The 15,289-nt window shown below is 67.1% G+C and carries 15 protein-coding genes; 11 read left to right on the top strand and 4 right to left on the bottom strand.

The features are described 5' to 3' along the window. Positions 1 to 24 precede the first annotated feature (24 nt). On the top strand, positions 25 to 351 hold the full coding sequence (locus tag CWS39_RS00665) for a DUF4333 domain-containing protein (protein WP_233213309.1): 327 nt from the start codon (positions 25 to 27) through the stop codon (positions 349 to 351). A 72-nt stretch (positions 352 to 423) separates the two neighbouring features. Beyond that, positions 424 to 1,698 carry an esterase/beta-lactamase LipL gene (gene lipL / locus CWS39_RS00660; RefSeq protein ID WP_233213308.1) on the top strand — a complete coding sequence of 425 codons (1,275 nt, stop codon included), beginning with the start codon at positions 424 to 426 and terminating at the stop codon, positions 1,696 to 1,698. Positions 1,699 to 1,705: 7 nt separating this feature from the next. Here lipL and CWS39_RS00655 read toward each other — a convergent pair whose 3' ends face one another. The 3 genes from CWS39_RS00655 to CWS39_RS00645 form a co-directional block, all read right to left on the bottom strand. Then, entirely contained in the window at positions 1,706 to 1,921 is a 216-nt protein-coding gene (locus CWS39_RS00655; RefSeq protein ID WP_102140974.1) for a dodecin, read from the bottom strand. Continuing rightward, positions 1,918 to 3,318, bottom strand: coding sequence for an NAD(P)/FAD-dependent oxidoreductase (locus tag CWS39_RS00650; RefSeq protein ID WP_102140973.1), 1,401 nt, complete (start codon positions 3,316 to 3,318; stop codon positions 1,918 to 1,920). The genes CWS39_RS00655 and CWS39_RS00650 overlap by 4 nt, the downstream gene beginning before the upstream one ends. A 63-nt stretch (positions 3,319 to 3,381) precedes the next feature. Then, a complete protein-coding gene (locus tag CWS39_RS00645) occupies positions 3,382 to 3,750 on the bottom strand; it encodes a helix-turn-helix domain-containing protein (RefSeq protein ID WP_102140972.1) in 369 nt (122 codons plus the stop codon). A 132-nt stretch (positions 3,751 to 3,882) separates the two neighbouring features. Here CWS39_RS00645 and CWS39_RS00640 point away from each other — a divergent pair, with 132 nt between their 5' ends. Continuing rightward, a complete protein-coding gene (locus CWS39_RS00640; RefSeq protein WP_142386783.1) occupies positions 3,883 to 4,533 on the top strand; it encodes a hypothetical protein in 651 nt (216 codons plus the stop codon). Positions 4,534 to 4,683: 150 nt separating this feature from the next. Continuing rightward, the gene (gene ileS, locus CWS39_RS00635) at positions 4,684 to 7,803 is read left to right on the top strand and encodes an isoleucine--tRNA ligase (RefSeq protein WP_102140970.1); all 3,120 of its coding nucleotides are present in this window, start codon (positions 4,684 to 4,686) and stop codon (positions 7,801 to 7,803) included. Positions 7,804 to 7,806: 3 nt separating this feature from the next. Here the strand turns inward: ileS and CWS39_RS00630 are convergent, their stop codons facing one another. Then, the gene (locus tag CWS39_RS00630; RefSeq protein WP_102140969.1) at positions 7,807 to 8,376 is read right to left on the bottom strand and encodes a class I SAM-dependent methyltransferase; all 570 of its coding nucleotides are present in this window, start codon (positions 8,374 to 8,376) and stop codon (positions 7,807 to 7,809) included. A gap of 33 nt (positions 8,377 to 8,409) precedes the next feature. Between CWS39_RS00630 and CWS39_RS00625 the strand changes: the two genes are divergently transcribed. The 7 genes from CWS39_RS00625 to CWS39_RS00595 all read left to right on the top strand — a co-directional run bounded on the left by CWS39_RS00625 (position 8,410) and on the right by CWS39_RS00595 (position 15,283). Beyond that, positions 8,410 to 9,768 (top strand): DNA polymerase IV, encoded by a 1,359-nt coding sequence (locus CWS39_RS00625; RefSeq protein WP_102140968.1) that lies wholly within the window; start codon positions 8,410 to 8,412, stop codon positions 9,766 to 9,768. Between the two features lie 66 nt (positions 9,769 to 9,834). Continuing rightward, positions 9,835 to 10,404, top strand: coding sequence for a signal peptidase II (gene lspA / locus CWS39_RS00620; protein ID WP_102140967.1), 570 nt, complete (start codon positions 9,835 to 9,837; stop codon positions 10,402 to 10,404). A gap of 11 nt (positions 10,405 to 10,415) precedes the next feature. Continuing rightward, positions 10,416 to 11,330 carry an RluA family pseudouridine synthase gene (locus CWS39_RS00615; RefSeq protein ID WP_431306067.1) on the top strand — a complete coding sequence of 305 codons (915 nt, stop codon included), beginning with the start codon at positions 10,416 to 10,418 and terminating at the stop codon, positions 11,328 to 11,330. Beyond that, positions 11,327 to 12,244, top strand: a complete 918-nt coding sequence (gene rarD, locus CWS39_RS00610; RefSeq protein WP_102140965.1) for an EamA family transporter RarD — start codon at positions 11,327 to 11,329, stop codon at positions 12,242 to 12,244. Before CWS39_RS00615 ends, rarD begins: the two co-directional genes overlap by 4 nt. A gap of 183 nt (positions 12,245 to 12,427) precedes the next feature. After that, positions 12,428 to 13,639 carry an RNA-guided endonuclease InsQ/TnpB family protein gene (locus CWS39_RS00605; protein WP_102140964.1) on the top strand — a complete coding sequence of 404 codons (1,212 nt, stop codon included), beginning with the start codon at positions 12,428 to 12,430 and terminating at the stop codon, positions 13,637 to 13,639. Positions 13,640 to 13,712: 73 nt separating this feature from the next. Next, positions 13,713 to 14,090 (top strand): YciI family protein, encoded by a 378-nt coding sequence (locus CWS39_RS00600; RefSeq protein WP_102140963.1) that lies wholly within the window; start codon positions 13,713 to 13,715, stop codon positions 14,088 to 14,090. A gap of 47 nt (positions 14,091 to 14,137) precedes the next feature. Further along, positions 14,138 to 15,283 carry an RNA polymerase sigma factor gene (locus CWS39_RS00595; protein WP_102141159.1) on the top strand — a complete coding sequence of 382 codons (1,146 nt, stop codon included), beginning with the start codon at positions 14,138 to 14,140 and terminating at the stop codon, positions 15,281 to 15,283. Positions 15,284 to 15,289 lie beyond the last annotated feature (6 nt).

The following is a 15,289-nucleotide window of genomic DNA, read 5'->3' as shown; positions in this document are numbered from 1 at the left end:
ACCATTTCCACGTCAGACATCAAAGTGAGAACAAGCCTGCTGATGGTCGGCGTCGCCCTGGCCACGGTGTTCTCGGCAGGGTGCAGCGGTCAGGTCGAGGTCGGCACCGAGCGCTCCATGTCTAAGGAACAGCTGCAGTCGTTCGCCAAGGAGAAGCTCGAGGCGGCCGCAGGCACCAAGGCGCGCAGCGTGGAGTGCGAAGGCGGCGTGCCGGCCAAGGTCGGGGCAACGCAGCGGTGCATCCTCACGGCCATTGACGGCACTCGTATCGGTGTCACCGCCACTGTTTCGAATGTCGAGGGCGAAGACGTCCGCGTCAACGTCAAGGTCGATGACCAGCCGATGGGCTAACGAGCCAGGCTAGCCGTTAACAGATCGGTAACACATGGTTTATTAGCCGGGGTTCCAGGTAAATTCATGGCTGTGACGGACGTCCACACACGGGACCGCAGCGCGGCGCTCCCGCACGGTGTTCAAGGGGCGGCGGATTCGAATTTCGCCTGCTCGCTGCGAAGCTTTGCCCAGCTCTTCCCGGGTCGCCGGTTCGGCGGCGGGGCGCTGTCGGTGTACCTGCACGGTGAACCCGTCGTCGACGTCTGGACAGGCTACGCCGACCGGGCGGGCACGCAGCACTGGTCCGCGGACACCGGCGCCATGGTGTTTTCGGTGACCAAGGGCATGGCGTCCACGATCATCCATCGCCTCGTCGATCGCGGGCTGATCGACTACGACACCCCGGTCGCCGACTACTGGCCCGAATTCGGCGCCAACGGCAAGGCCGACATCACGGTGCGCGACGTCATGCGGCATCGGGCCGGGCTGTCCCAGCTCAACGGGGTCAGCAAGGCCGACCTGATGAACCACCTGGTGATGGAGCAGCGGATCGCGTCCGCACCGGTGAACCGGCTGCTCTACGGCCACTCGGCGTATCACGCGCTGACGTACGGCTGGCTGATGTCGGGCCTGGCCCGCGCGGTGACCGGGATGGGCATGCGCGACCTGATCCGTACCGAGCTGGCCGAACCGCTCAACACCGACGGGCTTCACCTGGGCCGCCCACCGGCCGAGGCGCCGACGCGTCCGGCCGAGATCCTGGGTCCGCAGGGCACCCTCGAAGTCCCGGTGGTCGGCTCCGTTCTGCCCAGCGTGCTGCCCCGGATCGCCGCGCTGCCGCTGTCGGCGTTCTTCGGCGCGACGTACTTCCCCGGCGCACTCGACGTTGTCAAGGGCGACACCCCGTTCCTGGACGCCGAAATCCCGGCGGCCAACGGGCTGGTCACCGCCCGCGGTCTGGCCAAGATGTACGGGGCGATCGCCAACGGCGGACGCATTGACGGCACCCAGTTCCTGTCCAAGGAGACCGCTGCGGGCCTGACCGGCAAGCGCGACCTGCGGCCGGACCGAAACATACTGGTGCCCTTGGCATTCCATCTCGGCTATCACACGCTGCCGTTCGGCGCGGGATTCGGCCATGTCGGGCTGGGCGGATCGGTGGGCTGGGCCGATCCATCGACGGGTCTGTCGATCGGCTTCGTTCACAACCGCCTGCTGACCCCGCTGTTCGTGGTGGATCAGGCCGCCTTCGCGGGCCTGAACGCCCTGATCCGGCGCGACGCGGCGCGGGCCCGCACCCGCGGCTACCGGACGGTGCCCGATTTCGGCGCACCGTTCGATGTGCCGAGGCCCGCGGCGGGCTGACAAAGCGCTACTGCGCTTCTTCCATCCGGAAGCCGACCTTCAGCGTGACCTGGAAGTGTCCGATGGCGCCGTCCTGCAGATGGCCCCGCACCGACGTCACCTCGAACCAGTCGAGCCCGCGGAGGGTCTCCGAGGCCCTCGATATCGCATTGCGGATTGCGGCGTCGACGCCGTCGGGCGAGCTGCCGACGATCTCGATGACCCGGTAGGTGTGATCGCTCATGACGCCCCTCTCGCCCGTTCCAGTCTCTCCGCCTGCTCCACGGCGGCCAACGCCTCCTTGTGGCTTTCCAGCTGCTGCATGGCCAGCCGGGCGTAGATCATCTGGCTGGTGATCGCCATCTGGCCGCGGCTGCGGCCCAGGAATGTGATGAACCAGGCGAGCACCGTCGTCAGCCGGTTCTTGTAACCGACCAGGTAATACAGGTGCAGCACCAGCCATGCCAGCCATGCGATGAAGCCACCGAATTCCAGCTTGCCGACCTGCGCGACGGCACTGAACCGCGACACCGTCGCCATGCTGCCCTTGTCGAAGTACTTGAAGGGCGCCCGGGTGGCCGGGTCGTCGTGGCCCTTGAGCGAGCGTTTGATCAGCTTGGTCGCATAGTTGGCGCCCTGCAGGGCGCCCTGCGCCATCCCGGGGACGCCGGGCACCGACATCAAATCCCCGATGACGAAGACGTACGGGTGCCCCTTGACGGTCAGATCCGGTTCGACGAAGACCCGCCCGGCGCGATCGGTTTCGGTGCCGTCGGCCTGCTCGGCGATCATCTTGCCCAGGGGGCTGGCCTGGACCCCGGCCGACCACACCTTGCAGGCGCACTCGATGCGCCGCTCGGTGCCGTCCTTGTCTTTGACGGTGATGCCCATGTAGTCGACGTTGGTCACCATCGCGTTGAGCTGGATCTCGACGCCCATCTTCTCCAGCCGGCGTTGCGCCTTGAGGCCGAGCTTCTCGCCCATGGGGGGCAGCACCGCGCCCGCCCCTTCGATGAGGATCACCCGGCACTCTTCGGGCTCGATCGTGCGAAACGCCCCGGCGAGCGTGCGTTCGGCGAGCTCGGCGATCTGCCCGGCCAGCTCGACGCCGGTGGGGCCGGCGCCGATCACCACGAAGGTCAGACGGCGTTCGCGTTCGTCGTGATCGGTGGTGACCTCGGCGGCCTCGAACGCACCCAGGATGCGCCCGCGCAGCTCGAGGGCGTCGTCGATGGTCTTCATGCCCGGCGCGTACGTGGCGAAGTGGTCGTTACCGAAGTAGGACTGCTGGGCACCGGCCGCCACGATCAAGCTGTCGAACGGGGTGACGGTGCGCATCGTCATCAACTGCGACGTGACCGTATTCGCTTGCAAGTCAATCTCTTCCACCTCGCCGAGCAACACCTGCACGTTGCGTTGCTTGCGCAGCACCAGCCGGGTGGTGGGTGCGATTTCGCCCTCGGACAGGATGCCCGTCGCCACCTGATAAAGCAGCGGCTGGAACAGGTGGCTGGTGGTCCGGGAGATCAACGTGATGTCCACGTCGGCCCGCTTGAGTTGTTTGGCCGCCCGCAGGCCGCCGAATCCCGATCCGATGATGACGACGCGGTGGCGTTTGCCCCCTGCCGACGGCTCAACCATGGCGTCCCTCCCCAGTTCGACGGCGGGAAAACCATACTCCGTTTAGGGGGCGCCTACGGTCGGTTACAGCGGGGGAGCGTCCTGGCGCGGCTTCATTTCCGAGAGCTTGGGCGGCCTGCGCTTTGTCGGCGCCGCCTGGGTGGGCACCGCTCGGGTCGCCACCGACACGGCGGTGGACTCGAAATAGCTGCGCACCTCTTGGTGACTCATCAGGCCGAAGCGGACCTGGAGATCGGGATAGCTGAGGTTGAACCGGTCTGCCACGCGTCGCAGTTCCTCGGCGTCGGGATAGTCGTCCTCTTTGATCCTGCGGTAATACGTACTGCTGGACACGCCGAGAGCGTCGTAAATGTCCTTTGCCTCGACGTCGCCGTCGAGCAGGTAGTCGAGCAGCGCTTTGAGCTGCCGGCCGTTCTCATCGGTGCGGGGCACGACAACACGATAGACCTTCGCCCTCGTAATTGACACGACTGTCACGATTTTGGCAGGAGTGTCCCATTTTTGGGACACGCGCGTAGGGTTGGCCCCATATTGGCTCACGACTTTGCTAGCACCGTGTTGCGGGTGTCCGATCATGACCGTGCGAAAGACCGCGCGGAACACGCTGACTTGGTCAGACTTCCGGCGCCATTGACGCCGATCCTGACCGCCGAATTGGACGGCGCCGCCGAGAATCTGCGGGTTCCGGTCGAGGCAATCCTCCTCGCCGCGCTCGGGCGGATGTTCGCCCGCACCATCGGCGACGGGGTGGTCGTCGTCGATCTGCCCGGACAAGACCGGTCGGTGCCGCTCGCCTGCAGCCCGCCCGACAAGACGAGCGCGACGCAGATGCTGGCCGAGACCCGGCAGACGCTGACGGACGCGCCAGTTGAGCCGCAGACCGTGCGGCGGGTGTCGGAGGTCGGCTTCTCATACGGCCGCGCCCTGCCGGCGTCGGAGCACGCCCTGGAGTTGCTGGCCTATCGCGGTGGCGGGGTGTTGCAGCTCGATTGGCGGTACGACCCCGAGCGGTTCAACCCGTACACGGTCGAGGAGTTCTCCGAGCAGTTCCCGCTCGCGCTCATCGAGCTGACGTCCGAAGCCGTCCCTCAACCCGACAAGCGTCGGCCCGAACGTCGACGCCGCCGGACCGGATTTGCGCCGGTCATTAGAATCGATGGCAACGGCACCGATCCGGCCATCACCGGGGAGCCTTCGGAAGAACAGCTCAAGTAGCCCAGTAGAACCGAACGGGCGGGCCCGTCATAGCCCGAAATCGAGCGGCGCGCACGTCCGTGTGCGCAAGCGGGGTGGTACCGCGGCTCTCGCGCACCGGCGCGACGTCGTCCCCGTGCCTAGGACCTGGCACAGGAGACCACGCAGCAAGTGACCGCATACCCCAAGCCGGCCAGTGGCGCACCGAACTTCCCTGCGACCGAAGCCGAGGTGCTGGACTACTGGGCGGATGACGACACGTTCCGCGCCAGCGTCGCGCGCCGCGAGGGCGCGCCGGAATACGTGTTCTATGACGGCCCGCCGTTCGCCAACGGGCTTCCTCACTACGGGCACCTGCTCACCGGCTACGTCAAGGACATCGTGCCGCGCTACCGCACCATGCGCGGCTACAAGGTGGATCGCCGGTTCGGTTGGGACACCCACGGATTGCCCGCCGAACTCGAGGTGCAGCGACAGCTCGGCATCACCGACAAGTCGCAGATCGAAGAGATGGGCATCGAGAAGTTCAACGACGCCTGCCGGGCATCGGTGCTCAAATACACCAACGAGTGGCAGGACTACGTCACCCGTCAGGCACGTTGGGTGGATTTCGACAACGACTACAAGACACTGGATCCCGGCTACATGGAGTCGGTGATCTGGGCGTTCAAGCAGCTGTGGGACAAGGGCCTGGCCTATGAGGGCAACCGCGTGCTGCCGTACTGCTGGAACGACGAAACCCCGTTGTCCAGCCACGAATTGCGGATGGACGACGACGTCTACCAATCCCGTCAGGACCCGGCCATCACGGTCGGGTTCCAGGTGGTTGAAGGCGGTCTGGCCGGTTCGTACCTGCTGATCTGGACCACGACGCCGTGGACGCTGCCGTCGAACCAGGCCGTGGCGGTGGGGCCGGACATCGCCTATGTCCATGTCGAAGGGCTGGACGGGCGGCGTTATGTGTTGGCGCAGGCCCGGTTGGCGGCGTATGCGCGTGAGCTGGGGGAGGAACCGAAGGTTCTGGCCACCTACACAGGTGAGCAGCTGCTGGGCATGCGGTACCTGCCGCCGTTCCCCTACTTCATGGATGAAGACAACGTGCGCAACGCTTTTCGGGTGTTGCCCGGTGAATTCGTCAGCACCGAGGACGGCACCGGCATCGTGCACATGTCGCCAGCCTACGGTGAGGACGACATGGCGACCTCGGAGGCGGCGGGGATTGTGGCCGTCACGCCCGTGGACGCCAAGGGCCGTTTCGCCGACACCGTGCCCGACTATGCCGGCCAGCACGTCTTCGACGCCAACCCGCAGATCATCCGCGACCTCAAGAACGGCACGGGCTCGGCCGCTGCCAACGGCGCCGTGCTGCTGCGCCACGAGACCTACGAGCACTCCTACCCACACTGCTGGCGATGCCGAAACCCATTGATCTACCGGGCGGTGTCGTCGTGGTTCATCAGGGTCACCGACTTCCGCGATCGGATGGTCGAGCTCAATCAGCAGATCACCTGGTATCCCGAACACGTCAAGGACGGCCAGTTCGGTAAATGGCTGGCCGGTGCGCGGGACTGGTCGATCTCGCGAAACCGCTACTGGGGCACCCCGATCCCGGTGTGGCGCTCCGACGATCCGGCGTATCCGCGCATCGACGTCTACGGCAGCCTCGACGAGTTGGAACGTGACTTCGGTGTCCGCCCGACGAATCTGCACCGGCCCTACATCGATGAGCTGACCCGGCCGAATCCCGATGACCCGACCGGGCGTTCGACGATGCGGCGCATCCCCGACGTGCTCGACGTGTGGTTCGATTCGGGGTCGATGCCGTTCGCCCAGGTGCATTACCCGTTCGAGAATGCCGACTGGTTCCAGACCCATTTCCCCGGCGATTTCATCGTCGAGTACATCGGTCAGACCCGTGGCTGGTTCTACACGCTGCACATCCTGGCCACCGCCCTATTCGACAAGCCGGCGTTCAAAACCTGTGTGGCGCACGGGATCGTGCTGGGCAACGACGGCCAGAAGATGAGCAAGTCGCTGCGCAACCATCCCGACGTCACCGAGGTGTTCGACCGTGACGGGTCGGATGCGATGCGCTGGTTCTTGATGTCCTCGCCGATTCTGCGGGGCGGCAACCTGATCGTCACCGAGCAGGGCATCCGCGACGGCGTGCGACAGGTGCAGCTGCCGCTGTGGAACGCCTACACGTTCCTGGCGCTGTATGCACCGAAAAAGGGCACCTGGCGCACCGATTCGACGCACGTGCTGGACCGCTACATCCTGGCCAAGCTGGCGCAGCTGCGGGACTCGTTGACCGAGTCGCTGGACCGCTGCGACATCGCCGGGGCATGCGATCAGCTGCGCTGGTTCATCGAGGCACTGACGAATTGGTATGTGCGGCGGTCGCGGTCACGGTTCTGGGACGAAGACCCCGACGCCATCGACACCCTGCACACGGTGCTCGAGGTGACCGGCCGGCTGGCCGCGCCGCTGCTGCCGCTCGTCACCGAGGTGATCTGGCGCGGCGTCACGGGCGAACGGTCGGTACACCTGACCGACTGGCCCGAGGCGGGTGTGGTGCCCGCCGACCCCGATCTGGTGGCGGCCATGGACCAGGTGCGCGAAGTGTGCTCGGCGGGTTCGTCGCTACGCAAGGCCAAGAAATTGCGCGTTCGGCTGCCGCTACCGAAACTCACTGTGGCGGTGGAGAACCCGCGCCAGCTCGAGCCATTCGTCGAATTGATCGCCGACGAGCTCAACGTCAAAAAGGTGGAGCTGACCGAAGATATCGCGACCTATGGGCGCTTCGAGCTGACCGTCAACGCGCGCGTTGCGGGTCCGCGCTTGGGCAAGGACGTGCAGGCCGCGATCAAGGCGGTGAAGGCGGGTCAGGGCGTCGTCAACCCCGACGGAACGCTGACCGCCGGGCCTGCGGTACTGCAGCCCGAGGAGTACAGCTCGCGGCTGGTGGCCGCCGATCCGGAGTACACCGCGGCGCTGCCCGACGGCGCCGGGCTGGTGGTGCTCGACGGCACGGTCACGCCGGAATTGGAGGCCGAGGGCTGGGCCAAGGACCGTATCCGCGAACTGCAGGAGTTGCGCAAGTCGACTGGGCTCGACGTGTCCGATCGCATTTCGGTGGTGATGGCGGTGCCACCACAACATGCCGACTGGGCGCGCACGCACCGGGACCTGATCGCGGGCGAAATCCTGGCCACGAGCTTCGAATTCGGCGAACCCGTCGACGGCGCCGAGATCGGCGACGGCGTGCGGGTCGCGATCGCGAAGGTGTAACCCTCACGCGGCTTTCACCGCGCGCCAGCGTTGTTCGCCACCCTTGGTGTCGACGAACACGTCGATGAACCCGGCGCGGCGCAACCGGTCCGGCAGCTCGTCGGGGAAGACGGGGTTGTAGGTGTCGCCGATGTGGACGAGCCGAAAACCCAGCGAGTGAATGCCGTCGCTGCCGGCGAAAACACCGCCGGGTCGCAGCACGCGAAACGCCTCAGCGAAGAGCTGATCCTGCAGCGGCGCCGTCGGCACGTGGTGCAGCATCGTAAAGCACACCACCGAGCTGAAGTTGGCGTCGGGCAGGCCGGTCGCGGTGCCGTCGCCGGAGATGATGCGTGCTCGCTCGCCGTACTTGCGGCGCAACCGCTCGGCCATCGCGGCGTCGATCTCCACGCACGTCAGGCTCGGGGTTTTGTCCGCCAGTACGCGCAGGTTGGCCCCGTAACCCGGGCCGATTTCCAGCGTGCTCGTGCCCAGGTCCACACCGGCCAACGCCCACGGCAGCAGCTCGCGCTCGACGGCCTTCGCCCACAAGGGCGAGCTGCAGCACACCCGGTGCAACATATTCATGCCCACGCATGTGACGGTACGGCAATAGCATCGGGGTTTGTGACGTCCAGGTGGGTGCTGCATCTCGACATGGACGCGTTCTTCGCGTCCGTCGAGCAGCTGACCCGTCCCACCCTGCGCGGACGGCCAGTGCTGGTCGGCGGTCTGGGCGGGCGCGGCGTGGTCGCCGGCGCCAGCTATGAGGCGCGGGTCTACGGCGCGCGCTCCGCGATGCCCATGCACCAGGCCCGCCGCTTGGTGGGGGCGAGCGCGGTGGTGCTGCCCCCGCGCGGCGTCGTGTACGGCGTGGCCAGCCGTCGCGTGTTCGAAACGGTCCGCACGTTGGTGCCCGTGCTCGAACAGCTCTCGTTCGACGAGGCGTTCGGCGAACCTGCCGAACTCGCCGGGGCGTCCGCCGTACGCGTCGACGAGTTCTGCCGGGATCTCAAAGCCAAGGTGTGCCACGAGACCGGGCTGACCGCGTCCGTCGGCGCCGGATCGGGGAAGCAGATCGCCAAGATCGCTTCCGGTCTGGCCAAACCCGACGGGATCCGGGTGGTGCGCCGCGACGAGGAGCGTGTGCTGCTGGAAGGACTTCCGGTGCGGCGGCTGTGGGGTATCGGGCCCGTCGCGGAGGAGAAGCTGCACCGCCTGGGCATCGAAACCGTCGGCGCGTTCGCGGCCCTCACCGAGGCGGAGGCCGCCAACATCCTCGGCGGCACTGTCGGCCCCGCGCTGCACCGCCTGGCCCGCGGCGTCGATGACCGACCCGTTGCCGAGAACGCGCCGGCCAAGCAGATCAGCGCCGAATCCACCTTCGCCGAAGACCTGACCACCCTCGAGCAGTTGCGCGAAGCCGCCGGGCCGATCGGTGAGCACGCGCACCGACGCCTGGAGAAGGACGGCCGCGGCGCCCGCACCGTGACCGTCAAGCTGAGGAAGTCCGATATGAGTATCCTCACGCGCTCGGCGACGCTGCCCTATGCCACCACCGACGCCGACACCTTGATCGGCACCGCGCGCCGGCTGCTGCTCGACCCGGTCGACATTGGGCCGATTCGCCTTGTGGGCGTGGGTTTTTCGGGATTGTCCGAGGTTCGCCAGGAGCCGTTGTTCTCGGATCTCGATCTGGTTGCAGAGGAGGTGTCGGATGCCCGGCTGCCCCCGACGCTGACCGACGTGGCCGCCACGCCGCCGGCCTGGCGCATCGGCGACGACGTCACCCATCCCGAGTACGGGCACGGCTGGGTCCAAGGAGCGGGCCACGGCGTCATGACGGTGCGGTTCGAGACCCGCAGCACCGGACCGGGCCCGGCGCGCAACTTCGCCGTCGACGACCCGGAAATCGTCCGCGCCAACCCGGTCGACAGTCTGGACTGGGCGGACTACGTCGAAGCGCTCTACCAGAGCACGCCCTAGACGGTGCCCGAGGCCGTCGGCCACGGGCGAAAGCATCACCCACTTCGACTTTGGGATGATGGTGCGGTGACTGATGAAACGACGGGCCCGGCTGATCCGGTGACCGACGACGCCCGCGGGGATGTCGAGCCCCAGCCGCGGCGTCGGCTGCGCCTGCTGCTCACAGTCGCGGCGGTGGTTCTGGTGGTCGACATCGTCACCAAAGTCCTCGCGGTCAAGCTGCTGACGCCTGGGCAGCCCGTTTCGATCATCGGTGACACCGTGACCTGGACATTGGTCCGCAATTCGGGGGCCGCATTCTCGATGGCCACCGGCTACACCTGGGTGCTCACCTTGATCGCGACCGGTGTGGTGATCGGCATCATCTGGATGGGTCGCCGCCTGGTATCACCGTGGTGGGCGATCGGCCTGGGCATGATCCTGGGCGGCGCGATGGGCAACCTGATCGACCGGTTCTTCCGGTCGCCCGGCCCGCTCCGCGGCCACGTGGTGGATTTCCTCTCCATCGGTTGGTGGCCGGTGTTCAACGTGGCCGACCCGTCGGTCGTTGGCGGGGCCATTCTGCTGGTGGTGCTCTCGTTGTTCGGCTTCGACTTCGATACGGTGGGCCGCCGCAAGGCCGACCAGTCAGAGTGACGACCCGCTCCATGCCCGTGCCCGAGGGGCTGGCGGGTATGCGTGTCGACGCCGGGCTGGCACGTCTGCTGGGGCTGTCACGAACCGCTGCCGCCGCGATCGCCGAGGACGGCGGCGTCCTGATCGACGGCGCCTCGGCCGGCAAGTCCGACAAGCTCACCGCGGGCGCCTGGCTGGAAGTGCGGTTGCCGGATGCGCCCAAACCGGTGGAGAACACGCCCGTCGAGATCGAGGGCATGTCGATCCTGTACTCCGACGACGACATCGTGGCGGTCGACAAGCCGCCCGGCGTGGCCGCGCACGCGACGGTCGGCTGGCACGGCCCGACGGTACTGGGCGGCTTGGCCGCCGCGGGCTTCCGCATCAGCACGTCGGGAATCCATGAGCGCCAAGGCATTGTGCACCGTCTCGACGTCGGCACGTCCGGGGTGATGGTGGTGGCGCTGTCCGAGCGCGCCTACACCGTGCTCAAGCGGGCGTTCAAGCAGCGCACCGTCGACAAGCGCTATCACGCACTGGTGCAAGGGCATCCGGATCCGAGCAGCGGAACCATCGACGCGCCGATCGGACGCCATCGCGGGCACGACTGGAAGTTCGCCGTCACCGAACGCGGCCGGCACAGCATCACCCATTACGACACGCTCGAGGCGCATCAGGCCGCCAGCCTGCTCGACATCGAGCTGGAAACCGGTCGCACCCACCAGATCCGCGTGCACTTCGCGGCGCTCCATCATCCCTGCTGCGGTGACCTCACCTATGGGGCCGATCCGACACTGGCGAAAAAGCTTGGGCTGGAACGCCAATGGCTGCATGCCCGCTCGCTGACCTTCGCCCACCCCGCCGACGGCCGTCGCATCGAGATCACCAGCCCGTATCCGCCCGACCTGCAGCACGCGCTCGATGTGTTGCGCAGGCATGAGCTATGAATGACCGACGCGGGCTGCTCTACGGTGCGGGTGCGTACATCTGGTGGGGGCTGTGTCCAGGCTTCTTCGTCTTGCTGCTGCCGGCCGGATCGCTGGAGATTCTTGCGCACCGCGTCGTGTGGAGCGCGGTGTTGCTGCTGCTGGTGCTGGCGGTCGCGCGTCGGCTCGCTGACCTCCGGCGCCTGACCCGGCGCGCCTGGCTGCAACTGCTGGCCGCGTCCGTGCTGATCACGATCAATTGGGGCACTTACATTTTCGCGGTGACGCACGGTCACGTCGTCGACGCCGCGCTCGGCTACTTCATCAACCCGCTGGTCAGCGTCGCGCTCGGGGTGCTGGTGCTGCGTGAGCGCATCGGCAGGTGGCAGGCCGCGGCGTTGGGGATCGCAGTCGTCGCGGTGGTGGTGTTGACCGCCGAGGTGGGTCAGCCCCCGTATATCGCTGTGGTGCTGGCGATTTCGTTCGGCGTCTACGGTCTGGTGAAGAAGGTCGTCGACGCCGACCCGCGAGTCAGCGTCGCGGTGGAAACGCTGCTGGCGCTGCCCCTGGCCGTCGGCTACCTGATCGCGCTCGAGGCGCTCCATCAGGCGAATTTCCTCAACCACGGCACCGGTCATGTGTTGCTGCTGTTGTTGGCCGGACCCGTGACGGCGATTCCGCTGCTGTTGTTCGCCTCGGCCGCGCAGCGCCTGCCGCTGGTCACGCTGGGCCTGCTGTTCTACCTCAATCCGGGTCTGCAGATGGCCTGGGGTGTGTTCGTCGGACATGAGCCGATGCCCGTCGGCCGCTGGATCGGCTTCGCGCTGATCTGGCTGGCCTTGGCGGTGCTGACGTTGGGCACGCTGCGCAGGAAAACCCGCGAAGTCGTTCCCGAAAGTGTCGATCTGGTGGAACCCGAATCGTCATCACGGTGACAAGCTCGGCGTTGAGGTCGTCGCCACGCTGTGCATCGTGTTGTCGCAGTAGATGAGCATGGCTTCGGTGGACACCCGGCGTGGTGCTTCGTCACGAACCCCAGATGGGGAGCAGCAACGACACGGTGTGCCGGGCGCGGCGAGAGGTCTTGGGTGTCAGAGGTGGTCTTTACAGTCGCCGGTATGCAGATGCGTTATCGGTATCGCATCGATCCGACATCGGCCCAGCAGGCGATGCTGTCGCGGGTGTTCGGGTGCTGTCGGGTGGTGTTCGACGACGCGCTGCGGGTGCGCGAGGACGCCCATCGCGCTGGGGTGAAGTTGTCCGACAGCGAGATTCAGCGTCGGGTCATCACCGAGGCGAAGACCACCGAGGCGCGGGCGTGGTTGTGCGAGGTGCCCAGTGTGGCGTTGGTGCAGTCGGTCAACGATTCGCGGCGGGCGTGGCGCAATTTCTTCGACTCGGGCAGTGGGAAACGCAAGGGCCGCAAGGTCGGTCGTCCGCGGTTCAAGTCGCGCAAGGATCATCGGCAGTCGTTTCGGCTCACCCGCAACGGATTCAGCCTCAAAGCCAATGGCCGGTTGTATCTGGCGAAAGTGGGCGAAGTGGCGGTGCGGTGGTCACGCGAGTTGCCCAGCACACCGTCGAGTGTGACGATCATCCGGGAACCCGACGGTCATTTCTACGCCAGTTTCGTCGTCGACGTACCGGCGTCACCGCTGCCGGCGGTGGCGCGGGAGGCCGGAGTGGATGTGGGCATCGCGCGGCTGGCCACGATCGCCACGACCGACGGCGGGCGATCAGATATTGCCAATCCGAAGCATTTGGGCCGCAGGCTGCGCAAGCTGGCGCGGTTGGAGCGGGAGAAGTCCCGCAGGCAGAAAGGATCAACCAACAGGGACAAGTCGCGGCGCAAAATCGCCGTTGCGCACGCAAAGGTGGCGCGGGCGCGGCGGGACTATCACCACAAGCAGGCCTTGGCGTTGGTTCGCGAGAACCAAGTGATCCACCTCGAGGACCTCAACATTGTGGGGATGGTGAAAAACCGTCGGCTGGCGCGGGCGATCAGCGATGCGGGGTGGGGGCAATTTCTGCGGATTATCGGCGAGAAGGCCGACCGCTACGGACGGACCGTACACACGGTGTCGCGGTGGTTGGCGTCGAGCAAAACCTGCTCAGGCTGTGGGCACCGGCTGGCTGAACTCCCGCTGCAGATCCGCACGTGGACATGCCCGGCGTGCCGGGTGCTCCATGATCGCGACCACAACGCCGCCAAGGTCATTCTCGCCGCCGGGCGGGCGGAGAGACTAAACGCCTGTGGAGCCTCGGTAAGTCCTCCCAGCACTCGGGAGGCGCGGGGCGATGAAGCAGGAAGCACCCCAACAGCGGCATAGCCGCATGGGAACCCCCACCATTCATGGCGGGGTGCACGTCAAAAGCTGTCACTGACGAGGGAGGGAGGACATCATGCGGTACTGCCTGCTCATGCACTATCAGGAGGCCGGCGAGCTCGGCCTGACCAACGAAGACATGGCGCCGGCGATGGAGGCGTTCCGGGCCTACGCCGACGACCTGTCGAAGGCCGGGGTGCTGATCACCACCGAAGTGCTGCAACCGGTCGCTGCCACGACGACAGTCACCGCGCGAAACGGCAAGCCGGAGATCCAGGACGGCCCGTTCGCCGATACCAAGGAACGGCTGGGAGGCATCTTCGTCATCGAGGTCGACAACCTCGACGAAGCGTTGCGATGGGCGCAGCGCAATCCGGCCAACGACTGGGGCTCGGTCGAAATCCGGCCGGTGGCACTGACATACGCGGCGGGCCGCGGGTGGTATCAGCCGTAACCGTCAAGTCCCGGGTGGCTGCGATCACCCGGGACTCCTACGGCCGGCTGCTGGCGGTGCTGGCCGCGCCCGGCCGCGATATCGCCGCCGCCGAGGATGCGCTGGCCGACGCGCTGGAACGGGCGCTGGCGCGCTGGCCCGACGACGGCATCCCCGCGAACCCGGAGGCGTGGATTTTGACCGTCGCCCGCAACCGGCTGCGCGACATGTGGAAGTCGTCGGCCTATCGCACCTCGGCACCGCTGGACGAGACTGTGGATGCCGCAACGGAATTCGAGGCGACGTCGGCGATTCCCGATCGACGGCTCGAACTCATGCTGGTGTGTGCCCACCCGGCGATCGCCGCCGACATCCGCACGCCGCTGATGCTGCAGACGGTGCTCGGTGTCGACGCCGCCGCGATCGCGCGGGCGTTCGCCGTTCCGCCGTCCACCATGGCGCAGCGGTTGGTGCGGGCGAAGAAACGCATCCGCGATGCCGGGATCCCGTTCACTGTGCCCGAGCGCGACGACCTCGCCGAAAGGTTGCCCGCCGTGCTGGAGGCCGTCTACGGGGCCTATGCCATCGACTGGCAGCTCACCCCGCAGGGCGCGCCGATCGAGTCGCTGTCCGCCGAAGCGCTGCATCTGGCGCTGGTGCTGGCCGAACTGCTGCCCGACGAACCCGAGGTGCTCGGCCTGGCGGCGCTGGTGTGCCTGTCGGAGGCTAGGCGGCCGGCCCGCCGAGGCGCGGACGGCTCGTTCATCCCGCTCGACGAGCAGGACAGCGCGCGGTGGGATCGCCCGCTGATCGCGCGCGGTGAGGCGCTGCTGCGTCGGGCGCATGAATTCGGGCGGCCGGGCCGGTTCCAGTACGAGGCGGCCATCCAGTCCGCGCACTGCACGCGCCCCGTCGACTGGGAGGCGCTGCGCAAACTGCACCGCGCCCTGGTGCGGGTGGCGCCGTCCCTGGGGGCGACAGTGGCGCTGGCCGCCGTGGAGGGAGAAATCGACGGACCCGACGCGGGTTTGCGTGCGCTGGACGCCATCGCCGACCCCGCCGTCGCGCGCTTCCAGCCCGCCTGGGTCACCCGGGCGCACCTGTTGGCCGCGGCGGGACGTACCGCCGAGGCCGCCGCCGCATATGAGCGGGCCATCGCGCTGACTACCGATCCCGGAGTGCGGCAGTACCTGTCGCGTCAAGCAAACGTGTGAGACACG

The sequence above is a fragment of the Mycobacterium hubeiense genome (assembly GCF_002838065.1).
Taxonomy (GTDB): Bacteria; Actinomycetota; Actinomycetes; order Mycobacteriales; family Mycobacteriaceae; genus Mycobacterium; species Mycobacterium hubeiense.
This window is presented reverse-complemented; position numbering and strand designations above follow the sequence as displayed.